This window comes from Bacillus sp. FSL P2-0099 (assembly GCF_038007445.1).
Taxonomy (GTDB): Bacteria; Bacillota; Bacilli; order Bacillales; family Bacillaceae_G; genus Bacillus_A; species Bacillus_A mycoides.
In genome coordinates, this window is sequence record NZ_JBBOXE010000001.1 from 3,631,186 (window position 1) to 3,653,189 (window position 22,004).

25 protein-coding genes are annotated in these 22,004 nt (G+C 34.3%); 6 read left to right on the plus strand and 19 right to left on the minus strand.

Going from position 1 to position 22,004, the window contains the following annotated elements; all coding sequences use genetic code 11:
- Positions 1 to 8: 8 nt before the first annotated feature.
- Complete coding sequence (locus tag MKY90_RS18665; RefSeq protein ID WP_002167779.1) at positions 9 to 902, minus strand: metallophosphoesterase; 894 nt, start codon at positions 900 to 902, stop codon at positions 9 to 11.
- Between the two features lie 196 nt (positions 903 to 1,098).
- Here MKY90_RS18665 and MKY90_RS18670 point away from each other — a divergent pair, with 196 nt between their 5' ends.
- Together MKY90_RS18670 and MKY90_RS18675 are read left to right on the plus strand one after the other, a co-directional pair.
- On the plus strand, positions 1,099 to 1,914 hold the full coding sequence (locus MKY90_RS18670; protein WP_002014675.1) for a formate/nitrite transporter family protein: 816 nt from the start codon (positions 1,099 to 1,101) through the stop codon (positions 1,912 to 1,914).
- A gap of 141 nt (positions 1,915 to 2,055) precedes the next feature.
- Entirely contained in the window at positions 2,056 to 2,328 is a 273-nt protein-coding gene (locus MKY90_RS18675) for an HU family DNA-binding protein (RefSeq protein ID WP_002033657.1), read from the plus strand.
- Positions 2,329 to 2,347: 19 nt separating this feature from the next.
- On the opposite strand, the gene MKY90_RS18680 is transcribed toward MKY90_RS18675, so the two are convergent.
- The 10 genes from MKY90_RS18680 to MKY90_RS18725 form a co-directional block, all read right to left on the minus strand.
- The gene (locus tag MKY90_RS18680; RefSeq protein ID WP_002033656.1) at positions 2,348 to 2,827 is read right to left on the minus strand and encodes a GNAT family N-acetyltransferase; all 480 of its coding nucleotides are present in this window, start codon (positions 2,825 to 2,827) and stop codon (positions 2,348 to 2,350) included.
- A gap of 218 nt (positions 2,828 to 3,045) precedes the next feature.
- Positions 3,046 to 5,466 (minus strand): heavy metal translocating P-type ATPase, encoded by a 2,421-nt coding sequence (locus tag MKY90_RS18685; protein WP_098168932.1) that lies wholly within the window; start codon positions 5,464 to 5,466, stop codon positions 3,046 to 3,048.
- A gap of 94 nt (positions 5,467 to 5,560) precedes the next feature.
- Positions 5,561 to 5,767 carry a copper chaperone CopZ gene (gene copZ, locus MKY90_RS18690; RefSeq protein ID WP_002033654.1) on the minus strand — a complete coding sequence of 69 codons (207 nt, stop codon included), beginning with the start codon at positions 5,765 to 5,767 and terminating at the stop codon, positions 5,561 to 5,563.
- 195 nt (positions 5,768 to 5,962) lie between these two features.
- Positions 5,963 to 6,265: a metal-sensing transcriptional repressor gene (locus tag MKY90_RS18695; protein WP_002014668.1), complete on the minus strand. Its 303-nt coding sequence runs from the start codon at positions 6,263 to 6,265 to the stop codon at positions 5,963 to 5,965.
- Between the two features lie 292 nt (positions 6,266 to 6,557).
- Positions 6,558 to 6,785 carry a hypothetical protein gene (locus tag MKY90_RS18700; RefSeq protein ID WP_002190443.1) on the minus strand — a complete coding sequence of 76 codons (228 nt, stop codon included), beginning with the start codon at positions 6,783 to 6,785 and terminating at the stop codon, positions 6,558 to 6,560.
- 261 nt (positions 6,786 to 7,046) lie between these two features.
- Positions 7,047 to 7,982 carry a cation diffusion facilitator family transporter gene (locus MKY90_RS18705; protein ID WP_002167777.1) on the minus strand — a complete coding sequence of 312 codons (936 nt, stop codon included), beginning with the start codon at positions 7,980 to 7,982 and terminating at the stop codon, positions 7,047 to 7,049.
- 92 nt (positions 7,983 to 8,074) lie between these two features.
- The gene (locus MKY90_RS18710) at positions 8,075 to 8,335 is read right to left on the minus strand and encodes a ferredoxin (RefSeq protein ID WP_002066749.1); all 261 of its coding nucleotides are present in this window, start codon (positions 8,333 to 8,335) and stop codon (positions 8,075 to 8,077) included.
- 60 nt (positions 8,336 to 8,395) lie between these two features.
- A complete protein-coding gene (gene gpmA / locus MKY90_RS18715) occupies positions 8,396 to 9,118 on the minus strand; it encodes a 2,3-diphosphoglycerate-dependent phosphoglycerate mutase (RefSeq protein ID WP_078203092.1) in 723 nt (240 codons plus the stop codon).
- Between the two features lie 66 nt (positions 9,119 to 9,184).
- Positions 9,185 to 9,559 (minus strand): ArsR/SmtB family transcription factor, encoded by a 375-nt coding sequence (locus tag MKY90_RS18720; protein WP_002066747.1) that lies wholly within the window; start codon positions 9,557 to 9,559, stop codon positions 9,185 to 9,187.
- A gap of 153 nt (positions 9,560 to 9,712) precedes the next feature.
- Positions 9,713 to 10,789 carry a helix-turn-helix transcriptional regulator gene (locus MKY90_RS18725; protein ID WP_016096283.1) on the minus strand — a complete coding sequence of 359 codons (1,077 nt, stop codon included), beginning with the start codon at positions 10,787 to 10,789 and terminating at the stop codon, positions 9,713 to 9,715.
- A 90-nt stretch (positions 10,790 to 10,879) separates the two neighbouring features.
- Between MKY90_RS18725 and MKY90_RS18730 the strand changes: the two genes are divergently transcribed.
- Positions 10,880 to 11,566 carry a class I SAM-dependent methyltransferase gene (locus MKY90_RS18730; protein ID WP_078203093.1) on the plus strand — a complete coding sequence of 229 codons (687 nt, stop codon included), beginning with the start codon at positions 10,880 to 10,882 and terminating at the stop codon, positions 11,564 to 11,566.
- Positions 11,567 to 11,613: 47 nt separating this feature from the next.
- Here the strand turns inward: MKY90_RS18730 and MKY90_RS18735 are convergent, their stop codons facing one another.
- From MKY90_RS18735 to MKY90_RS18760, 6 genes are all read right to left on the minus strand, one after another.
- Complete coding sequence (locus tag MKY90_RS18735; RefSeq protein ID WP_341092259.1) at positions 11,614 to 12,432, minus strand: alpha/beta hydrolase; 819 nt, start codon at positions 12,430 to 12,432, stop codon at positions 11,614 to 11,616.
- A gap of 15 nt (positions 12,433 to 12,447) precedes the next feature.
- On the minus strand, positions 12,448 to 13,269 hold the full coding sequence (locus tag MKY90_RS18740) for an ABC transporter ATP-binding protein (RefSeq protein WP_002014663.1): 822 nt from the start codon (positions 13,267 to 13,269) through the stop codon (positions 12,448 to 12,450).
- A 14-nt stretch (positions 13,270 to 13,283) separates the two neighbouring features.
- Positions 13,284 to 14,306, minus strand: a complete 1,023-nt coding sequence (locus tag MKY90_RS18745; protein WP_341092263.1) for a FecCD family ABC transporter permease — start codon at positions 14,304 to 14,306, stop codon at positions 13,284 to 13,286.
- Positions 14,299 to 15,306 (minus strand): FecCD family ABC transporter permease, encoded by a 1,008-nt coding sequence (locus MKY90_RS18750; protein ID WP_002014660.1) that lies wholly within the window; start codon positions 15,304 to 15,306, stop codon positions 14,299 to 14,301. The genes MKY90_RS18745 and MKY90_RS18750 overlap by 8 nt, the downstream gene beginning before the upstream one ends.
- Before the next feature lie 27 nt (positions 15,307 to 15,333).
- Entirely contained in the window at positions 15,334 to 16,299 is a 966-nt protein-coding gene (locus MKY90_RS18755; protein WP_002014659.1) for an iron-hydroxamate ABC transporter substrate-binding protein, read from the minus strand.
- Positions 16,300 to 16,602: 303 nt separating this feature from the next.
- Positions 16,603 to 17,361 carry an exodeoxyribonuclease III gene (locus MKY90_RS18760; RefSeq protein WP_341092265.1) on the minus strand — a complete coding sequence of 253 codons (759 nt, stop codon included), beginning with the start codon at positions 17,359 to 17,361 and terminating at the stop codon, positions 16,603 to 16,605.
- Between the two features lie 154 nt (positions 17,362 to 17,515).
- Between MKY90_RS18760 and MKY90_RS18765 the strand changes: the two genes are divergently transcribed.
- The 3 genes from MKY90_RS18765 to MKY90_RS18775 are packed head-to-tail and all read left to right on the plus strand — an operon-like array spanning position 17,516 to position 19,531.
- Positions 17,516 to 18,106 carry a bifunctional transcriptional activator/DNA repair enzyme AdaA gene (locus MKY90_RS18765; protein ID WP_098168935.1) on the plus strand — a complete coding sequence of 197 codons (591 nt, stop codon included), beginning with the start codon at positions 17,516 to 17,518 and terminating at the stop codon, positions 18,104 to 18,106.
- Positions 18,093 to 18,623: a methylated-DNA--[protein]-cysteine S-methyltransferase gene (locus MKY90_RS18770; RefSeq protein ID WP_215599415.1), complete on the plus strand. Its 531-nt coding sequence runs from the start codon at positions 18,093 to 18,095 to the stop codon at positions 18,621 to 18,623. The genes MKY90_RS18765 and MKY90_RS18770 overlap by 14 nt, the downstream gene beginning before the upstream one ends.
- Positions 18,620 to 19,531: a DNA-3-methyladenine glycosylase family protein gene (locus MKY90_RS18775; protein WP_098168937.1), complete on the plus strand. Its 912-nt coding sequence runs from the start codon at positions 18,620 to 18,622 to the stop codon at positions 19,529 to 19,531. Before MKY90_RS18770 ends, MKY90_RS18775 begins: the two co-directional genes overlap by 4 nt.
- Before the next feature lie 34 nt (positions 19,532 to 19,565).
- Here the strand turns inward: MKY90_RS18775 and MKY90_RS18780 are convergent, their stop codons facing one another.
- Both MKY90_RS18780 and pepT read right to left on the minus strand, forming a co-directional pair.
- Positions 19,566 to 20,630 (minus strand): lactonase family protein, encoded by a 1,065-nt coding sequence (locus MKY90_RS18780; protein ID WP_002128663.1) that lies wholly within the window; start codon positions 20,628 to 20,630, stop codon positions 19,566 to 19,568.
- A gap of 100 nt (positions 20,631 to 20,730) precedes the next feature.
- Positions 20,731 to 21,963 carry a peptidase T gene (gene pepT, locus MKY90_RS18785; protein ID WP_002128664.1) on the minus strand — a complete coding sequence of 411 codons (1,233 nt, stop codon included), beginning with the start codon at positions 21,961 to 21,963 and terminating at the stop codon, positions 20,731 to 20,733.
- Positions 21,964 to 22,004: the final 41 nt, after the last annotated feature.

The following is a 22,004-nucleotide window of genomic DNA, read 5'->3' on the forward strand; positions in this document are numbered from 1 at the left end:
GTTCTACTTCAGTCACTACTTTGCTTCAATACAAATAGTGAAAGTTCCGGTACACTCAAAAATCTAACAGGCATTCGGGTTGTCCCAATACCACGATTTACGTATAAATGTAACAGCTTACTCTTCCCTTCTAATTCATACATACCTTCAACATGACTCTCAGCTAGTTTTGTAGTAATTAAAGGACCTACAAAAGGAATTTGAACTTGTCCTCCGTGACTATGTCCTGACATTTGAAAATCGACTGGATAACGAGATACTTTATCTACAACATCCGGCTCATGTATTAATAGCATATTGAAATCTTGTTGTCTTAAGTTTTTTAAAGTCGAGTCTATTTGTGGCTTCCCTAATAAAAAATCATCCAAACCTGATATTGTAATATACTTGCCGTTTTCCGCTTTAATTTTCTGCACTTCATTTACTAACACAGAAAAACCAGCTTCCTCCATATACTTTTTGTAAAATAAACTACCGCCCCCACCTCTATCATGATTCCCAAACACAGCATATTTTCCTAGGGGAGCTGTAATTTTCTGCAAAATAACCTTTGCTTCTTCTCTTTCCGCACTATAGGATCCAAACTTATCTATTAAATCTCCTGTAAAAACTACTATATCTGGATGTAATTCATTCATCTTCTCCACCAAATTTTCTAGTTGTTTCAATGTAAAATCTGGTCCTAAATGTACATCTGAGAACTGCAATATTTTTTTATTATTAAACTCTTTAGGAATTGTAGGAGCTTCTATTTCATTCCACGTAACTGTTACTAGTCTTCTTTCTATTTCAGTCGCATAGAAATACAAACTTACTGGTATCATTAATATACTTATGAAACTAATAATAAATATCTTTACGATTGATTTTTTTCGTTCTTTTTTTACATGATGCGTATTCATGTTTTCACCTCTAAAATCACTTTAAATCCTTATTGTTACATTAATGTGACAACATGAACAATGTTCGTTATATCCAATTTCATCCCCATTCACTTTTACAAATTTATACAGAAGTCATATCATATTTTTATCATACATAGATTCTTTAAAATGTTCCTTCTATTCATTCTATCATTTTATTGAGGAGAGATTATTCATGTCTGTATTTACACCAGAAGAAATTACGGAACTTGCTGCTAATTCTGGAAGAAAAAAAGCTCATTTATCATTGCTCCCTATGCTAATTCTCGGTTTTTTTGGTGGTGCTTTCATAGCATTAGGATATTTACTTGATATCCATGTTATCGGAACAATGCCAAAATCTTGGGGATCATTTACTAGCTTTTTAGGTGCTGCCGTATTCCCTATCGGTCTTATACTCGTTATCCTTGCAGGCGGTGAATTAGTAACTGGCAACATGATGACCGTTTCAATGGCATGGCTTCACAAAAAAATCGACTTATTTCACTTCATACGAAATTTAGTTATTGTTACGTTTAGCAACTTCATAGGTGCTATATTCGTCGCTTATTTTTTTGGTCATATCGTCGGCTTAACGGAGGGAGCTTTTTTAGCAAAAACAGTTTCTATTGCACAAGCTAAACTACAAGATACACCACTGCAAGCCTTCATTTCTGCAATCGGGTGTAATTGGCTCGTTTGTTTAGCTGTTTGGCTCAGTATGGGAAGTAAAGAATTTATCGGAAAGATTGTCGGTATTTGGTTCCCTGTTATGACTTTTGTTGCGATTGGATTTCAACACGTTGTAGCCAATATGTTTGTCATCCCAGCTGCAATTTTTTCTGGTCATTTAACTTGGGTTGAATATTTTCCAAACTTCATTTTTGTTTTCTTCGGAAACTTAGTAGGGGGTATGTTATTTGTAGCATTACCTTATTTCATATCTTATAATAAGAAACTACCTTCCAATAAAGAGCAAACTGCATTAAAGAAAAAATCTGTATCCGCTTAAATTGAATGTCTATAAATTGGTCCTAAAAAATATTACAAATTTCATTTTTTTTGCGAATATATGTACGTACACTTGTTCTCGAATGTTTTATACGTTATAATAACAACTTAAATAGCATTATTTACATATGAGGTGAAAAACATGAATAAGACAGAATTAATTAAAAACGTAGCACAAAACGCTGAGATTTCTCAAAAAGAAGCTACTGTAGTTTTACAAACTGTAGTAGAATCAATCACTAACTCTTTAGCTGCTGGCGAAAAAGTACAACTTATCGGATTCGGTACATTCGAAGTTCGTGAAAGAGCTGCTCGTACAGGCCGTAACCCACAAACGGGTGAAGAAATGCAAATCGCAGCTTCTAAAGTACCTGCTTTTAAAGCTGGTAAAGAACTAAAAGAAGCTGTAAAATAATGAAAAATAGCCTTCTCATTTATGAGAAGGCTATTTTTTTCATGACATAATTAATAAAAATCTGACCATTATGCTGCTTATTTTGTTCCTTTATGCAAATAAAACCTTTGCTTTCAAAGAAAGGTTTTGCTGTAATACTCGCCTCTGTATATATATCCCTATGCTGCAAGTTCACTGCTTCTTTTTCTAACTTCTGTAGTATGTATGATGCTATCCTTTTTCCTTGATAATCTTTATGCGTAAATAAGCGATCTACGTAATGATCATCATTATAATCCCCAAATCCCACTATCACACCTTTATAATCAGCAACGTAACAAATATTCTTTTCTAAAGACTGTAGCCATCTCTCTCTATCTAGTCGCTCTGGGGCCCACGCCTGTAGCTGTAACTCGTTATAATCTTTTGCATTCACCGTATGAACCGTTTCATAGAACAATTGTAATACTTGCTCTAAATCCTCTTTCTGGAATGTTCTAATTTTAATATCTTTAAACATATGTAAAACTCCTTATCAAACTAACTCTTTTATTTCGGTTATCCGGATAATTATTTCGTGTTTATTTTCGAAGCAGTTTCTTCCACTATATATGATTCTACTTCTGCTCTTTCTATATTATATCGACTTTTCCTTCTAAACGAACAATAAACAATACTTATACAAAGTATTGTTTATTGTAAAAAAGCATATTAAATTCGCTTTATAGCTGAAAGTGTTTAAGATTTCAATTTAACTCTTTGTAATCTTAATGCATTTAATACGACTGATACAGAGCTAAATGCCATTGCTGCACCTGCAACCCAAGGTGCTAAGAAACCGAGCGCCGCAATTGGAATTCCTAGGCCGTTATAAGCTAACGCCCAGAATAGATTTTGCTTAATATTTCTAATCGTCATTTTACTCATAAAAATTGCATCAGCAATACTATTTAAATCACCACGGATTAACGTAATATCTGCCGCTTCCATCGCTACATCCGTTCCGGTTCCAATTGCCATACCGATATCCGCCGTAGCCAGTGCAGGAGCATCATTTATTCCATCTCCAACCATTGCTACTTTCTTACCTTGCGCTTGCAGTTTTTTCACTTCTTCTGCTTTTCCTTCTGGTAATACTTCTGCAATTACGTGATCAATACCAACTTGCTTAGCGATTGCCTGAGCAGTTTGTGTATTATCTCCTGTAATCATAACAACGTCTAGACCCATTTTCTTAAGTCTTGCGATAGCTGCTTTTGAAGTATCTTTTACAGTATCCGCAACAGCCACTATACCAGCATATTCTTTATTAATCGCAATAAGCATTGCTGTTTTTCCTTCTCGTTCTAGCGCTTCCATCGATTTAGAAACCTCTTCAATATCAATATCGAATTTCTTCATTAATCGACGTGTACCAATTAATAATTGTTTCCCTTCTACAACTGATTCGATGCCGAATCCTGGAATCGCTTCAAACGTTTCTGAACTTGGGATATCAATTTTCTTTTCTTTAATTCCTTCTACAATCGCTTCTGCAAGTGGATGTTCAGAATTTTTTTCTGCCGCACCTACTAAACGTAGTATTTCTTCTTCATGGAATCCATCTGCTACAATTACATCTGTTAAAACAGGCTTCCCGTTTGTCACAGTACCTGTTTTATCTAGAATAACTGTATCTAATCGGTGCGTTGCTTCTAAATGTTCTCCACCTTTAAATAAAATACCATACTCAGCTGACCTTCCTGATCCCGCCATAATAGATGTAGGTGTCGCAAGACCTAAAGCACATGGACAAGCAATAACAAGTACTGCTATCATTTTCTCAAGTGCTCCGCCAAAATCACCAGGTGTAACAAATATCATCCACACCGCAAATGTAATAATAGCAATTACAACTACAACAGGTACGAAAATACCTGAAATTTGATCTGCTACCCTTTGAATAGGAGCTTTTGAACCTTGAGCCTCTTCTACTACTTTAATAATTTGAGCTAATGCAGTATCTCTTCCTACCTTAGTTGCTTTAACTTTTAAAAATCCATTTTTATTCATTGTAGAGCCAATTACTACATCCCCAATTGTTTTATCAACAGGAATACTCTCGCCTGTTAACATCGATTCATCTATCGCTGATTTTCCTTCTACAATTTCTCCATCTACTGGGATTTTTTCACCGGGTTTAACATAGACAACATCACCAGCTACCACTTCTTCGATTAAAATTTTCATCTCTGTTCCATCTCGCACAACTGTGGCAGTTTTCGCTTGTAGTCCCATCAACTTTTTAATAGCTTCTGATGAACGCCCTTTTGCTCTCGCCTCAAATAATTTACCTAAAATAATTAAAGTAATAAGTACCGCACTCGTTTCAAAATATAAATCTGTCATATGTTCTGAAGAACCAATCGACCTAATACTTAAATACACACTATAGAAATAAGCTGCGGATGTTCCAAGTGCCACAAGAACATCCATGTTTGCACTTTTATTACGTAACGCTTTATAAGCCCCAACATAAAACTGGCCTCCAATTATAAACTGTACTGGAGTTGCAAGAGCTAGCTGCACCCAAGGGTTCATAAGCATATCAGGTAAATAAATAAATGATGTAAATGAGAAATGACTTACCATTGCCCACAGTAACGGGAATGATAAAATAAACGAAATGATAAATTTCTTCTTTTGTCGTTCAATTTCTTGTAAGCGATAATCAGTTGATCCATCTTGCTCATCTGATTTCACTTCCAATTTATATCCTAATTTCGTGATTGCACTCTTCATTTCATTTACATTAATTTCATCAGGATTAAAATCTACTGTAGCTGATTCCAAAGCGAAATTTACTGTCGCTCCGTTCACACCTTCTAACTTATTTAAACGCTTTTCTACTCTATTCGCACATGCTGCGCATGTCATCCCTGAAACAGTAAACTCAGCTTTATCACTTACAATTCCATATCCTAGCGACTCAACTTTTTCCTTAAATTGTTGTGGATTTGTTTTATGGGGATCATACATTATTTTTGTTTTTTCAAGTGCAAAATTTACATTTGCATCATGAACACCTTCTACTTTTTTCAGGCCTTTTTCAATTCTATTTGCACAGGCTGCACATGTCATGCCTGATATTTGGAGATTGGCCTCTTTTTGTTCATTCATGTCTCTCACCTCTATATACCCTTATAAGGTATAATTTTTAGCAAAATAAATCGTACTCCATATAAAGTACGATTTATTTCTATATTAAAAATTATTATTGAATTTCATAACCTTGATCTTCAATTACAGCAACGATATCTTTTAACGTTACAACTGATGAGTCGATAGTAACTTCAACAGTTCCTTCTGCTAATTGAACTTTTACTTGTTCAACACCGTTTAGTTCTTTCACATTACTTTCAATAGAATTTACACAATGCCCACAAGACATACCCTCAACTTTTAATGTTAACTGTTCCATTTAAAATCCTCCTCTTGTTTATTCATTGTTTATTAATCACAACTACATCTTACCATACCCCCCTAAGGTAATCAATGGTTTTGTATCATGATTTTTATTTTTTTCTAAAATCTTTATTTTTTTGCTCCAATTATGAATTTATATATCTTCTCCTATATAAACAAAAGCCAAGCTAGTCAAATACTAGCTTGGCTTTTATGCTTTTGAAAAACGTTCAAATACTGTCATTAATTCTTCAATTGCTTCGTCACCATTACCATTTTTAATAGCTCCTGAAACACAATGACTCGTATGATTTTTTAAGACACCCATTCCTACTTTTTTCATCGCTGCATTAATCGCAGAAATTTGAACTAAAATATCCACGCAATAACGATCATTTTCAATCATATTTTGAATACCACGGACTTGGCCTTCAATTCTCTTTAATCTATTTATAATTTGTTCTTTTTCTTTTTCTGATCTATGTGTTACTGATTCATGGTCCTTATGATCCATATTATCACCTTCTTAAAGTTTCTCTTCATCCAATAAAACAATTGCTTTTATGAGTATACCAATTATATCATCAAATATCTATGTAGGATACCCCATATGAGTATATTTTCGCTTTATGATTATTCTTAACACATCATTAGCTTCTCAGTCTCAATTAATATGATACCCTTTCTTTTTTTCAAAAAAACAATAATAAGCAGGGATTGTCCATCCCCGCTTATTATTCATCCACAAATATAAAAGTCTCAATTTTCACACGTGTAAATTGAGACTTTTTTCCTCCTATATATAATTATTGCTGATCACATACTTTTGTATCATTCACTACTGAAGTTCCTTCAACGGTTACCGTATGAAAACAGTCATTTACACGAACTGTCACAACATTATCTTGCCGATCAATGATATGATAGTCATTAAAATTTTTATTCAGAGCACTGCGAATTTGTTCTCCTTCATAAATTGGAATACCATGTGATAAAACCCAAATAAGCCCAGCGATAGCAAGAATAGTTTTCATACGATTTACCTCCTTGAGAATATAGTGAACTTTTAATCCATGCTTTTTCAGCTCTATTAATCATGAATGGAATGAATCAAGCCTTTTTGGAAATAAGTTCATTTCGTCTATTTTATGTTTATGCTAATTGTGACCGAATTGTGACAACTTTTTGTCTATTTAGACGAAAAGTTGAAACAAAACTTTCAAAAAGGACAATTCTACTTACGTGAACAAAAAGGCTATGGAGAATTTCCTCCATAGCCTTTTTGTTCAATTTTATTAAATGACCATTTCACTATGCTTAATCTTAAGCGTTTCAATTTGAATTGTAGCGTGTTCAATATGGAACTCCTGTTTTAACATAGTAATAATATTTTGAAGCACTTCTTGATCGTCCTGTTTTTTATCGATCATTACATGGACACTTAATGCATCTAATCCTGATGTAATTGTCCAAATGTGGAGATCGTGTATATCACGTACACCCTCTACTTCTTTAATAGCTTGCTTAACTTGTTCTATCTCAATTGAAACAGGTGTACCCTCCATAAGTATATGAATGGAATGTTTTGTTACTCCCCATGCACTCTTTAAAATTAATAGCGCTACAATTACTGAGATAATTGGATCTGCAATATACCATGAAAATAAAGACATAAGTGCACCAGCTACTAACGCACCAACTGAACCTAAAGCATCTCCAAGAACATGTAAATATGCGCTACGTAAATTGACGTTATTTTTCACATCACCTTGTCTCATAAGAGCCCCTGCACTAATTAAATTCGCTAGTAAACCAATTGATGCGATTAACATCATTGGACCACTCGCTACAGTTGGTGGTTCAAAAAACCTTCCGATTGCTTCCCACACGATAAGTCCCGCCACAACAAATAAGGTAATTCCATTAATTAATGCAGCTAAAATTTCAAAACGATAATATCCATACGTTTTTGTAGAAGTAACTGTTCTAGCTGCTAATCCAATGGCAATTAAACTTAATAATAACGAACTTGTATCACTTAACATATGTCCTGAATCAGATAATAAGGCTAAACTATTTGTAACTAGTCCTCCAAAAAATTCAAGAAACATAATAATTGCCGTAATTACTAATGCCGTAATTAAACCTTTCTTATTCCCTTCTCTACTCTCTTCAAAATGATGATGTCCGTGGGAATGCCCATGATGTTGGTGACCGTGATGATGTCCCATATAAATTCCTCCTTTTATTAATCTATTAACATTTGTTCTGAAATTCACCACTTCTATCTGTCTATTGCTTTTATTAATATAGAAACGCAGCTTTAATCCATTCTCATACCATTTTCTAATTTTTGATTTTCAAACGACTCTTTTCCTACTCGAATCGAATTTGTCGGACAACTTTCATATGCTGCCACCATTGCATTCAAAAATGTAGTTGGAATTCCAATTATTCCTTCATTGTGATCTAATGCACCAAATGCTTTACTTTTACAATCCAATTGATATATATCTGGTGCTATAGAGCGGCATAATCCACATGATTCACAAGTTTCTTTATTTACAACAGTATAATGTAACAATATTTGTTACCTCCATTAATCTCATACAATACTAAGGTAGGGTATATAGAAATGATTATTTTACACTATTTTTCTTTCTATCACTTCTCCTTTTCCCCTTAAATAATAATGACATATCGGTTTTAAATCGTTATCTAATTCATAAACTAATGGTGTTCCTGTTGGAATGTTTACATATTCTATATCTTCATCTGAAATTTGATCTAAATGTTTTACTAAAGCTCGTATTGTATTTCCATGCGCTACAATAATCACTTTTTTTCCATCTTTTAAATTAGGGGCTATTTCTTCATCCCAATATGAAACAACTCGTTTTTCTGTATCTTCTAGATTTTCTGTAAGGGGAAACTTATTTTCTTTTAAATCTCTATACTTCGGATGTGCCGCTTCATATCTCTCATCATCTTTTGTAAGAGCTGGTGGGCGTACATTTGTTGAACGTCTCCATAAAGTTACTCTCTCATCACCATATTTTCTCGCTGTTTCTTCTTTATTTAATCCTTGAAGTGCACCGTAATGTCTCTCATTTAATTTCCAGGTTTTATGAATAGGTATCCACATCAAATCCATTTCCTCAAGAGTAATCCACAAAGTACGCATCGCTCTTTTTAAAACAGATGTATATGCTATATCGAATGAGAATCCATCGGCTTTCAAAATCTCTCCAGCTTCTCTTGCTTCTCGAAGACCAGCATTTGATAAGTCTACATCCGTCCAACCTGTAAACCGATTTTCAACATTCCATTCACTTTGTCCGTGCCGTATTAAAACTAGCTTTACCATACTTATTATCTCCTCTCCTTTTAAAGTTGCATTTTCATAAAGAAGTATCTTTATGAAAATGCATGATTACATATCAAGTTCTTTCTTGTTCATTTCACTACTATGACTAAACGCTAATTCAATTAATCCATTTACGTGAGAGTCATCTAATGAATAAAAAACAAGTTTCCCTTCTTTACGCTTTTTCGCTAATCCTATTGTTTGTAATAGTCTTAAATGATGCGATGCCGTTGCAATACTGCTATGAATAATACTTGCGACATCTCGTACGCAAAGCTCATTTTCCGTATACAGCGCATAAGCAATTTTCAAACGTGTTTCATCTGCAAGTGCCTTAAACATTTTCGCTACACTACTTATATTTTCTTTCTCCAACATGTCACTTGCATGCTTTACTTTTTGCTCATCGTGATAACAAAGTTCACAATGTTCTTCTTTCATAAGTAACACCTCTTATTCAAGTATATATTTGATTATGTATACAGTATACCTTATTAACCAAAAACATTCAAATGTTCATTTGAATGTTTTTGGTTATCCTAAAAAAAAATTATAAAAAAAGAATCCTAAATGACTTTGGATTCTTTTCTATTATTACTTCTCTTTAGAAAAACAAAACTTCGAAAAAACCTCCCATATAAGTTCATTTCTACTACATACCCCTACCTTTTCAAAAATGGATTTAAAATGATCTTGAACTGTATACGTAGAAATATGCAATTCTTCCGCCACGTCTTTTGTTGACATTCCTCTAACAATCCCTACTATCACTTGCTTCTCTCTTTGAGAAAGACTATAAGAATCTGCAATAAGGGGAAAAACTTCTTCTGGCCTCGCTCTTTCAAACAAAACTATATAGCCATCATTACAACTACCGTAACCTTCTAACCTACTCGCGCGAATAACTAAAAATTGTCCACAAGATAAACCAATACCTACCATTTCCCCTTCATCTGCTGCTTCCCTATTAGATTCGTTTGCTTTCACTCTTGAACAAACCGCACGTATTGGCCTTGGAACGTCATCTTCATTCAATTGTTCATATGTTCTAAGAGTGGATAGCCACGCCTTTCCATTTTGATCCCAATATAGTAGGTCAAATTTTTCATTTAATATAATCGTACCCGTTCCTACTACTTCCACTTGTTCCTCTGAACATGTTATAAATGATTTTCTTAATGTATCTCCCACAATAGAGCTTATTTTTGATAAATACTCACATTCATTTTGTTGAAAAGATACTCTTGTATTATCTCGAAACAAACTTAAGTGTCCAAAACATTTTCCTTTACTCATACAAACCACTCTTACTTCATCTATAAAACCGGCTGGTTTTAAAATATTTCGATACCTAGCGCTTTTTATCGGATTATCATTTGTGACAATACGTATCGCGCCAACATGGGGGGCCTTTCGTGCTAAATCTTTAAATTTGTTGTAATCATCCTCTAAAAATTCATTCATAAATAACTGCGAATGCAGCTGTTCAATTATTCGATCTGTATATGCCCCGGTTGATAAAAATGTGCGTGGGTCTATAGCGGTGAAGCAGGAAGCATCAAATGGAATTAACTTTTTTAATATATTTAAAAACCCTTTTTGGAATTGTCTAGTTGAGCTCTCGCTTTTCATTAACACTGTTATTTCTTTCGTTGCCTGTTCATAAATCATCTTTATTCCCCCAGATTTATGGGATTGTTTCCTCTAACCATTTCATTTCATAATAAAGTGAAACTTTATTGTAAAAGAGGAGGTTAAAAAATGAGCTGGAATGATTGTACTGTACATACGTATGAACGAACAATTCCGTTGAAAATCCCTGGATATTTTACCCTATATGAAATGATGAATCATTTCTTATTTACTACACTCCCTAAAGAAAATATGAATCCAAAGTTACTAATTATAGGTGCTGGTGGTGGACAAGAAATCCTCTCAATAGGCAAACAAAATAGCAATTTTTATTTTACAGGTGTTGATCCATCTGAAAGCATGCTACAGTTAGCTAAAAAAAGAATTGAAAACGCAGGCATACAAAATCAAATTCAATTTGTACATGGAACTGTTCATTCATTATTAACCAATCCATTATTTGACGCTGCCACCTGTATGCTTGTTCTGCACTTCATCCCAACTATGAAGGGGAAAAAAGAGTTACTTAATGAAATTAGTAGTCGCTTAAAGCCCGGTGCTCCATTCTTTCTCTCTTCAATAAATGGTATACCCCATACAAGTATGTTTTCTGCACAATTAAATGCTTGGCGCAACCATATGATGCAAAATCAAATTCCATTAAAAGATTGGGAACGATTTGAAAATTCTTTTGAAAAAGAAATGTTTCCTATTTCTGAAACAGATTTACTAACTATCATGGAGGAATGTGGCTTTACTCAAATCACTCGTTTTTTCACTAGCTTTTTAATTGATGGGTACGTGGCAATAAAATAATAATGAAAAAAGGTAAGCAATTGCTTACCTTTTTTCATATACGTCTTCTACACTTGACTAATAAATCGCAATCCTTTACTTAAAGACGTTGGGACAACAGATGCGTGATTCTCCCCTTCCGCTTCATAAAACTTAAATTTAAGTTTATCATGTGTTACTTGGAGAAGGCGCTCTGATAATTCATTTGCACCTACAACCATATGCTCTCGTTCTAGTGACCCAACTGTAAGGAATACCCCTGTTTCAAACTTAGCATTGTTTAATTCATTTATAAGGTTCTCTTCTTTTTCAAGTACGGATTGATTATTCCACCAAATAGACGGACTACTAATAAAATAATTTTGAAAAGCATTTACATTTGTAAATAGTATATGTAATGCAAATAATCCACCTAGAGAATGTCCAAATAACGTTTGTTTCTCTTTATCAATTTCAAAATTATTTTCAATTTGTGGTTTCAATTCTTCTTCAATAAACGTAAAGAAGTTATGTGCCCCTCCTGTTTTAGGCCACGGTTTACCATCCGGTTTTAAAGGAGCATCTTTTGAAATTACGCTAGGCGTAAAATCATAGCATCTTTCTTCTCCTGAAAATGCCCCTTCAATTGGATAACCAATACCTACTATAATAGCTGGTGAAACACCTGTTTTCTCTGCTCTAACTGATTGTATTTTAACCGCTTCATGGAATGTTTGAAAAAAGGCATTGCCATCTAATACGTATATAACAGGATATCCTGACTCTGGTGCTGGCTGCCTCGGCTTTGAAATATGAATTTGATATTCTTTACCTTCTAATTTTGAATACATTTTCCACTGTTCTGTATTAAATGTAATAATCTGCTGTTTTTCAATAGTAGTATTCATCTTATATCCCCCTTCTTAACTCGTTACATATATTTCTACTTTCTCTTCTTGAGATACAACGCTATCGTAACCGAAACAAACAGGAGACCCATTATACGGATCAATCATGACACGTGCATCAATATGAAATACTTCTTTTAACACTTCATTTGTAATTATTTCTTCTGGGCTACCAGTTGTAACGATTTCCCCTTCCTTCATTGCAATAATTTCATCTGAAAACCTTGCTGCATGGTTAATATCATGTAATACCATAACGACCGTACAATTATGTTCTTTATTTAACTTCTCCACAATTTGTAATACATCTAATTGATGAGACATATCAAGATATGTAGTTGGCTCATCTAATAGCAACACTTCTGTCTCTTGTGCTAAAGCCATCGCTAGCCATACCTTCTGTCGTTGACCACCTGATAAATTTGCAATTTGTCTCGTTCGAAATTCAGAAGTTTTCGTTATTTCTAATGCCCAATCAATCATTTCTTTATCTTTTGAAGTTAACTTATTTACGTTATTTCGATGTGGATAGCGTCCATAAGAAATTAACTCTTCTACTTTAAGCTCTCCTGGTGCAATTGGAGTTTGCGGAAGTAAAGCTAACTGCTTCGCAATTTCTTTCGTTGGAATTGTATTTAAATCCTGTCCTTGCAAATATACTTTACCGCTCTTTTGCTTTAAGATTCTTCCCATTGTTTTTAACAATGTCGATTTACCGCACCCGTTTGGCCCTATAATTGTCGTTACTTTTCCTTCTTGTATTTCCACATTTAAATCGCGAAACACTGTAAGCTTTTCATAACTCGTCTCTAAATTTTTCGCACTTAAAATACTCACTTTTATTCCTCCTCTTACGCTTTCGCCTTATAAAGTAAATATAAGAAATACGGTACACCGACAATAGAAATAACGATTCCAACTGGTAACTCTACAGGTGTGAAAACTGTTTTTGCAATAAAGTCTGAAGCAATTACAAGGAACATTCCGATTACTCCACACGTAGGAATTATATGCTTATGCTGAATACCGACAAGTCTTTTCGCTATATGCGGTGCCATTAGTCCAATAAAACCAATACTTCCTGAAACAGCAACACATGCGCTCACAAGTCCGATACTACTTAATAGTAAAATAGATTTCTCTCTTTCTACTGAAACACCTAGACTTGTAATACTCGTTTCTTCCAATTGAAATAAATCTAATAAATAAGCTTTCTTTTGTATAAGCGGAATTAATATGATAAGCCACGGCAACATAGCAACAATATACTTCCAGTTTGCACTATATATGCTTCCAGACACCCAAACTGCAGCCATCTCGAAATCAGTTGACTTCATTTTGAGCGATAAATACATAGAAAACGCTCCAAATCCAGATCCAATTGCAATCCCTGTTAATAAAAGACGTTGCGGGTCTAACTTACCGTTTTTCCAAGAAAACAGATAAATTATTATAGCGGCTCCTAGCCCACCGACTAAACCAAACATCGGCATCATCATAATAGAAACCCAGTCTGTGCTCTTTAATTGCCCTTGAAAGAAGAACATGAAAATTACGATGGCTGTACCTGCTCCGGCATTCACTCCTAAAATACCTGGGTCCGCCAATCCATTTCTCGTAATCCCTTGAATTACAGCACCCGCAACACCGAGGCCTAATCCTACTAATCCAGCAATTACAATGCGCGGAAGGCGAAACTCAAAAATAACTAAATCATGGTCTGGTACTGGATCTATTCTAAAGAGTGTTTTAAATACATCTGTAATCGTAATATCAAACGTACCATTCGTTAAACTAATATAAATAGCACATAATATTAAAAATATACTAATCCCCATTGTCATTCCAAAACGTTGACTTGAACTTTTAAGCATGTCTCTCTCCTCCTCTTGTACGGATTAAATAAAGGAAGAAAGGAATTCCAATTAAGGAAGTAACGACTCCAATTGGTGTTTCAAATGGATAGTTTACAAATCTACTTAAAATGTCACATAATGCTAAGAAAACTCCACCAATAACGCCTGCGCAAGGCAAAATCCACTTATAATCTACCCCAATTATAAAGCGCGTAATGTGTGGAATAATTAAACCTACAAAACCAACTTTCCCCACTAAAGCAACTGCTGTTCCTGTTAAAAAAATAACTGATAAAATTGCCATCGCTTTAACTAGTTTTGTACGCTGACCTAGATTAATAGAAACTTCTTCTCCTAAAGAAAGAATGGTAATAGATTTTGATATTAATAGTGCTAAAATTATACCAATTATCCCAAATGGTATCGTGATTTTAATGATATTAGGGTCCACTTGATCTAACTTTGCATTAAACCAAAAACTAACATTTTGAGAAATTTGGAAATATGAAGCCATCGCAGCCGATACACTACTTAAAAATGTTCCAATAACTGTCCCTATAATTGCTAATCTAACAGGGGATAAGCCATTTTGAAGGAGTGAGCCAAAACCAAACACTATACCGGCTCCTAGTGCAGAGCCAATCATTGAACATAAAACCATACCAATCGATGACATTCCCGGAAGAAAAATCATACAAAGTGTAATAACAAAGGCTGCACCATCCGTCACACCCATAATAGAAGGGGATGCAAGATAGTTTCTTGTCATCCCCTGCATAAGTGCTCCTGATATGGCTAGAAATGCTCCGACTAAAAGAGCTGCAACTACCCTTGGTAAACGTGAAGTAATAATAATATTATGATTTACATCGCTTGAATCAAAATGAAATAAAGCATTCCACACTGTTTCAGCATCAATGTTTTTCGCCCCATATAAAACAGAAAGTATAACTGTAAATAAAATCAATATGGGTGCTATACATAAAATGGTTACTGGTACCGCATTCGTTTTCTGCATATCATTCAACGCACCTTACTTATTGTATTATTTAGATAAATTTTTCACTGCTTCTTTTAAGAATGCTGTTTTACTCCAAGCTGTGCCACCTTGGGCCATTGGATCTACAACGTTTACAAATACTTTCTTTTCTTTCGCAGCATTCATACTTTGCCAAATTGGATTGCTTTCAATTTCTTCTAGCACTTTCGGGTTTTTATTTTCACTTGCCTCATATTGTAAGAAAACATAATCTGGGTTAAGTTCAGCAAGTTTTTCAAATGAAATTTTCTCTTGTGCTTTTACAGTTTTAAGTTGTTCTGGAGCAGTTAGTCCAAGATCTTTATAAATTACAGGGTTGAAGTATACTCCTTCTGGATATAGGAATAATTCATTTGCTCTTAGTCTAATTACAAGTACTTTTTTGTCTTTTAACTTATCTCCTAATTTTGCTTTTGCTTTTTCAGCGTCCGCATTGTAATCTTTAATAATTTTTTCTGCTTTATCTTTTTTACCAGTTAATTCTCCCATTAACTTTAAGTTATCTTCCCAATCTGTTGAAACGTGTGATACCGGGAACGTCGGAGCTACTTTCGTAAACTTTTCAGCTGTTTCTGCTGGGAATTTCGTACTAGATGTAATAACATCCGGTTTTAATTGAAGTAATGTTTCAAAATTAGGTTGCATTTTTTCACCCACAGATTTTGCACCCTCTAATTCTTTTTCAAGATACTTTGGTAATTTACCACCTACAGTAATTGCACCGACTGGTTTAATTCCAAGTACTGCTGCATCTTCCATTGACTCTAAACTAGCTGTCGCAATTTTGTCTACTTTTGCTGGTACTGTGTATTCTTTACCTAAATATGTAATTTTTCGTTTTTCATCTTTTTTTGTTTCCGTAGCTTTTGTCTGTTGCTTTTGTTCCCCTGAAGTTTTATCCGTACTATTACATGCTGCTAAACCTACACTTAAAACTGTAACCATCCCTAATGTAAATAACTTCTTGTTCATCTTTATATATCTCCTCTCAAAACTTGTAAATAGATTATTTTTATATGAAAACTTAACTACATGAAACTTGTCCCAAACATATATTTCATTAGATTAATAATTTTATCCGGAACTCATTCTCATTCACTTCCCCTAAAATATAATTCTTTTACACTTCATCCATCGATAATCTTTTCCAATGATAATGATTATCGTTACTAAGTATATATTTAATATGCAATTATTTCAAGAATGATTTGAAAAATTTTAACAAACTGAATTAAAAAGAAGTATCCGCCTATTATTAGCGAGATACTTCTTTTTTTAGAAATTTATATGTAATTCAACTGGACAATGGTCTGATCCCATTATTTCACTGTTAATTTTCGCCTCTGTTATTTTGTCTTTCATTCTTTCCGAGACAACAAAATAATCTAAACGCCATCCAATATTTTTTGCTCTCGCTCCCATACGATACGACCACCACGAGTATTCTCCTTCCTGATCAGGATAAAGGTAGCGATACGTATCAACAAATCCTTCTTCTAAAGTACGTGTAAACTTCTCCCTCTCCTCATCAGAGAATCCAGGGTTTTTACGGTTACTTTTTGGATTTTTTAAATCTATTTCTTTATGTGCGACGTTTAAATCTCCGCAAAAAACAACTGATTTCTTTTCATTTAATCGTTTAATATAGGCCCTGAAATCATCTTCCCATTTCATTCTGTAATCTAAGCGTTCTAATCCACGTTTGGAGTTTGGTGTATATAACGTTATCATGTAAAAATCTTCAAATTCTAACGTAATAACTCGTCCTTCTTGATCATGCTCTTCAATCCCTAAACCATATGTAACAGAAATCGGTTCTTTTTTCGTGAAAATAGCCGTTCCTGAGTAGCCTTTTTTCACAGCATAATTCCAATATGTATAATATCCCTCGGGATTTAAATCAATTTGTCCACTTTGTAATTTAATTTCCTGTAAACAAAATATATCTGCATTAGATTCTTCTAGATATTCTAGAAATCCACCTTTTGCAATAACTGCTCGCAAACCATTTACATTCCATGAAATCAACTTCATCTATGTTCCTCCTCTTGATGTGCATTTTCAATTTTCATGCTAACACAAAATAGATACCCTATCATAGTTTCATCTTTGTAATCTTGCTCTTACATTCGTAAATACGTACATACGTACTTTATTCAGGTTATACTAATGCCAGAGGTGATGTTCTGTGCATAATGAAGAGTTCACAGTAACAAATGAGTATTGGCAAGCAATTATTCATAATGACTCCACATATGATGACAAATTCTTTTACGCTGTAAAATCAACCGGTATTTTTTGCCGACCATCATGTAAATCGAGAATACCGAATAAAAACAATGTACGTATTTTTCTTAAGGCAGAGCAAGCATTACATGAAAATTTTCGTCCGTGTAAACGTTGTAAACCAAACGGGCTAACTTTACCTAATGAAGAATGGGTAGAGCAAATTAAAGAATATATCCAAAAACATTATTGTGACGTGCTAACCCTCGACTTACTCGCAGAAATATGCCATGGTAGCCCTTATCATCTACAACGCACTTTCAAGAAAATTGTAGGGATTAGTCCAATAGAATATATACAGCAATTCAGAATTAAAAAAGCGACAGAATACCTTTCACATGCAAATCAATCCATTATGGAAATTAGTACTGCTGTCGGGATAGAAAACTCGGAGTATTTCGCAACTTTATTTAAAAAGAAAACCGGATTTACTCCTACTGAATATCGAAAAAAGAACGAAATGAAAGAGGGATACAATAATGAATTCCTATAAAAATAAATCTATATATTGGGCGCTAATTACACATAAAAATTGGTGCTTGCATATTGCTGCAACTGAAAATGGACTATGTTTCATTGGATCTCAAAACGAAAACTTTGAAGAACTAAATTTGTGGGCTAGAAAAAAACTGCCACAGCATATATTGACTCACAATCCAGATTACCTGCTAACATATACGAAAGAAGTTATCGAGTATTTAGAAAACAAGCGAGAAACTTTTACATTCCCTATTGATGCTTACGGAACTGCATTTCAATTAGCTGTTTGGAATACGGTACGTGAAATTCCTTATGGGGAGACACATTCTTATTCAGAGATTGCGGAAAGAATTCAAAAACCTAACGCTGTACGTGCCGTTGCTTCTGCTATTGCTGCCAACCCACTTCTTATTACAATTCCTTGCCATCGCGTTATAGGAAAAGATGGAAAACTAACTGGTTTTAGAGGCGGATTAGAAATGAAGAAAGAATTGCTTACATTAGAAAAGTTACCGGTGGAATTCATATGACAGCAGAATATAATAGCGCATTGACTTTAGTAGTTCCAAAAGAATTTAGTTTTCAAGAAAACTTACGCTATCTATCGCGTTCTAAAAATGAATGTATGTTTCATATTGAAAACAATAAAATCTATAAAGTCATTCCTGTTCAAAACATAAATCCATTAATTGAAATTGGTTTGAATGCCGATAGTAATATTCAAATACGTTTTTTAGGAGAATCATATGTCTCTGAAAAATGGGCACACGATGCCGTATCTAACTATGTAAAAGAGTGGTTTGATTTAACTACTGATTTAGCTCCCTTCTATAAATTAGCTAAACACGACCCACTCCTTCAAAAACCCATTAAAGAATTTTACGGTCTTCGTACTTTGGGAATTCCGGATTTATTTGAAGCACTATGCTGGGGGATTCTAGGTCAACAAATCAACCTCACATATGCCTATACTCTAAAAAGAAGATTAGTCGAAAATTTTGGTGATTATGTAGATTGGAACGGTAGAAAACATTGGATATTCCCATCACCTGAAGTAATAGCAAATTTAGATGTAGAAGATCTCGCAACATTAAAAATGACTACAAGAAAGTGCGAATACTTAATTGACGTCGCGCAGCTCATTACAGAAGGTAAATTATCAAAAGAATCTCTATTACAAATACAAGATGTGAAGCAAGCTGAAAAACAATTAACTAGCATTCGCGGTATAGGGCCATGGACAGCTCACTATGTTTTAATGCGTTGTTTACGATTCCCTTCAGCTTTTCCAATTGATGATGTTGGTTTGCATAATGCAATTAAATTTATAACAGGTTCCGAAAAGAAACCGACTAAAAATGAAATAAAAGAATTTGCATCAAATTGGACAAATTGGGAGTCTTACGCGACTTTTTATTTGTGGCGGGTGCTATATTAAAATTTCCTAATAAAAAATAGATAGGGAAACCTATCTATTTTTTCACATGTAAAAACTTCACACATACTGGCTCTGGAACATTTACGTCCGTCTGTACAAGCGTTAGCTCCCCTGTCATTTCATCCCTAGCAAATAAAGTCAAAGTATTAGATCTTTCATTCGCTGCAATTAAAAATTTCCCATCCGGATCTAAAGAAAAATCACGTGGCCAATCCCCTTCTGTCGATACTGTTTCAATAAAAGCGAGCTCTCCATTGTGCTCATTCACTCGGAAAACCGCGATACTATTATGTCCCCTATTTGCTGCGTAAACAAACTTGCCATCAGAAGAAATGTGAATTGCACTTCCGTAACTATCTTTTCTAAAATCTTCAGGTAATGTAGAAATGTATTGTTTTTCTTTAAAACTGCCACTCTTTGCATCATATTGAAGTACAATAATCTCTGAACTTAATTCTGTCATAACATATGCATACTGCGCACTTGGATGAAATATAAGATGCCTTGGACCACTACCATGTTTTACAGATAACCGTGTAACTTCTATTAGTTCTCCATCACTTTCTTTATATGTAATCACCTTGTCTATTCCTAAATCAACTGCTACTACATATTTTTCATCAGGAGTAAAATCTATATAATGAGCATGTGCCTTTTCTTGCCTTTCCTTATTTGGTCCTGACCCTTTATGTTCTACAATTACCGTAGCAGCATTTAAACTTCCATTATCCTTTTTCACTAAATAGGACTCTACTGTTCCTTTATGATAATTAGCTGCTACTACTATACTATTCTCCCGATTCACACTTACATAGCACGGCGATGCCCCTTCTAAAACTTGCATGCTAATCGAATTTAGATTACCGGATTTATTATGAATAGAAAAACTAGCAATTCCACCTAACCCATTATCTTTCGCAACAGAATAAAGGTACTCGTTGTTATGACTAATTGTTACATATGTCGGACTTCCTATATGAGCTGCTAATTCAATCCCTTTAAGTTCTCCGATGTTCGTATCAAGTATAAATTTATAAATCCCCTTACTCTCTGCTTTGGTATATGTCCCTATATAACCATGAAACTGATTTTCACTCATAACATTTCCCCCTTTTACAAACGTCTTGTAACAAGTTTCACTTTGTATTTTTACTATAGAAAAGAACCAAGTAGCACTTCATTACTACTTGGTTCTCTTTTTAAGCTTGTTCTTCAAATCGTCTTGCGATTTCTACAATTACTTGAACAGCTTTTTCCATAGTATCTACCGAAACATACTCAAATTTACCGTGATAGTTTTCACCACCAGTGAAAATATTTGGCGTTGGTAATCCCATATATGATAATTGCGATCCATCTGTTCCACCGCGAATTGGATGAATATTCGGTTCAATATTTAAACTTTTCATTGCCTCATACGCAATATCAACAATTTCTCTCACCGGTTCAATTTTTTCAAGCATATTATAATACTGATCATTCATCTCTAAAACGATTGCATCTTCGCCGTACTTCTCTTGCATGTTTTTCACAATATCTTTAATATTATTTTTACGCGCTTCAAAATGATTACGATCAAAATCTCGAATAATATAGTAAGCTTTACTTTGCTCGACATCACCATTTAAAGAGAGTAAATGATAAAACCCTTCATATCCCTCTGTATATTCTGGCGCCTCTTCTACTGGTAACTGTCTATCGAATTCCATAGCGAGTTTACTTGCGTTACGCATTTTGTTTTTCGCTGTTCCAGGATGTGTATTTGTCCCTCTAAAAGTTAATTTGGCACTTGCAGCGTTAAAACTCTCATATTCTAAACCACCTAATGGACCTCCGTCCATTGTATAAGCAAACGATGCACCAAACGCTTCTACATCAAAATGCGATGGTCCACGGCCAATTTCTTCATCCGGTGTAAATGCTACTCTTATTTTTCCATGCTTAATTTGCGGATTATGTATTAAATAATTCATTGCGACCATGATTTCTGTAAGACCAGCTTTATCATCTGCTCCAAGAAGTGTTGTACCATCAGTTGTAATAATTGTATGTCCTTTATATGATGGTAATTCCGGGAACTGTTCAGGTGTTAACACAACATTTAATTCTTCATTTAACGTAATCGCATTACCATCAAAATTTTCATGAATTTGTGGTTTTACGTTTTCCCCTGTAAAATCTGTTGCTGTGTCTAAATGAGCTAAAAAGCCGATTACAGGAACATCCTTATCTGTATTAGCAGGCAGTGTTGCCATTACGTAACCATTTTCATCCATCGTCACTTCTGATAACCCAATCTCTTTCAACTCTTCCACTAATAACTTACCAAACTCAATTTGCCCTGGTGTTGTAGGCACTGTATGACTTTCTTCATTTGATTGTGTATCAATCTTTACATATCTCGTAAATCTTTCAATAAGTTCTTGTTTCAAATTCGTTCACTCCTTTTATAGTTCTCTCTCTATTATAATCC

What these genes read in the sequence shown, in the direction of transcription:
- MKY90_RS18665 (WP_002167779.1), bottom strand. Translation starts at nt 902, where the DNA reads ATGAATACGCATCATGTAAAAAAAGAACGAAAAAAATCAATCGTAAAG.
- MKY90_RS18670 (WP_002014675.1), top strand. Translation starts at nt 1,099, where the DNA reads ATGTCTGTATTTACACCAGAAGAAATTACGGAACTTGCTGCTAATTCT.
- MKY90_RS18675 (WP_002033657.1), top strand. Translation starts at nt 2,056, where the DNA reads ATGAATAAGACAGAATTAATTAAAAACGTAGCACAAAACGCTGAGATT.
- MKY90_RS18680 (WP_002033656.1), bottom strand. Translation starts at nt 2,827, where the DNA reads ATGTTTAAAGATATTAAAATTAGAACATTCCAGAAAGAGGATTTAGAG.
- MKY90_RS18685 (WP_098168932.1), bottom strand. Translation starts at nt 5,466, where the DNA reads ATGAATGAACAAAAAGAGGCCAATCTCCAAATATCAGGCATGACATGT.
- copZ (WP_002033654.1), bottom strand. Translation starts at nt 5,767, where the DNA reads ATGGAACAGTTAACATTAAAAGTTGAGGGTATGTCTTGTGGGCATTGT.
- MKY90_RS18695 (WP_002014668.1), bottom strand. Translation starts at nt 6,265, where the DNA reads ATGGATCATAAGGACCATGAATCAGTAACACATAGATCAGAAAAAGAA.
- MKY90_RS18700 (WP_002190443.1), bottom strand. Translation starts at nt 6,785, where the DNA reads ATGAAAACTATTCTTGCTATCGCTGGGCTTATTTGGGTTTTATCACAT.
- MKY90_RS18705 (WP_002167777.1), bottom strand. Translation starts at nt 7,982, where the DNA reads ATGGGACATCATCACGGTCACCAACATCATGGGCATTCCCACGGACAT.
- gpmA (WP_078203092.1), bottom strand. Translation starts at nt 9,118, where the DNA reads ATGGTAAAGCTAGTTTTAATACGGCACGGACAAAGTGAATGGAATGTT.
- MKY90_RS18720 (WP_002066747.1), bottom strand. Translation starts at nt 9,559, where the DNA reads ATGAAAGAAGAACATTGTGAACTTTGTTATCACGATGAGCAAAAAGTA.
- MKY90_RS18725 (WP_016096283.1), bottom strand. Translation starts at nt 10,789, where the DNA reads ATGATTTATGAACAGGCAACGAAAGAAATAACAGTGTTAATGAAAAGC.
- MKY90_RS18730 (WP_078203093.1), top strand. Translation starts at nt 10,880, where the DNA reads ATGAGCTGGAATGATTGTACTGTACATACGTATGAACGAACAATTCCG.
- MKY90_RS18735 (WP_341092259.1), bottom strand. Translation starts at nt 12,432, where the DNA reads ATGAATACTACTATTGAAAAACAGCAGATTATTACATTTAATACAGAA.
- MKY90_RS18745 (WP_341092263.1), bottom strand. Translation starts at nt 14,306, where the DNA reads ATGCTTAAAAGTTCAAGTCAACGTTTTGGAATGACAATGGGGATTAGT.
- MKY90_RS18750 (WP_002014660.1), bottom strand. Translation starts at nt 15,306, where the DNA reads ATGCAGAAAACGAATGCGGTACCAGTAACCATTTTATGTATAGCACCC.
- MKY90_RS18755 (WP_002014659.1), bottom strand. Translation starts at nt 16,299, where the DNA reads ATGAACAAGAAGTTATTTACATTAGGGATGGTTACAGTTTTAAGTGTA.
- MKY90_RS18760 (WP_341092265.1), bottom strand. Translation starts at nt 17,361, where the DNA reads ATGAAGTTGATTTCATGGAATGTAAATGGTTTGCGAGCAGTTATTGCA.
- MKY90_RS18770 (WP_215599415.1), top strand. Translation starts at nt 18,093, where the DNA reads ATGAATTCCTATAAAAATAAATCTATATATTGGGCGCTAATTACACAT.
- MKY90_RS18775 (WP_098168937.1), top strand. Translation starts at nt 18,620, where the DNA reads ATGACAGCAGAATATAATAGCGCATTGACTTTAGTAGTTCCAAAAGAA.
- MKY90_RS18780 (WP_002128663.1), bottom strand. Translation starts at nt 20,630, where the DNA reads ATGAGTGAAAATCAGTTTCATGGTTATATAGGGACATATACCAAAGCA.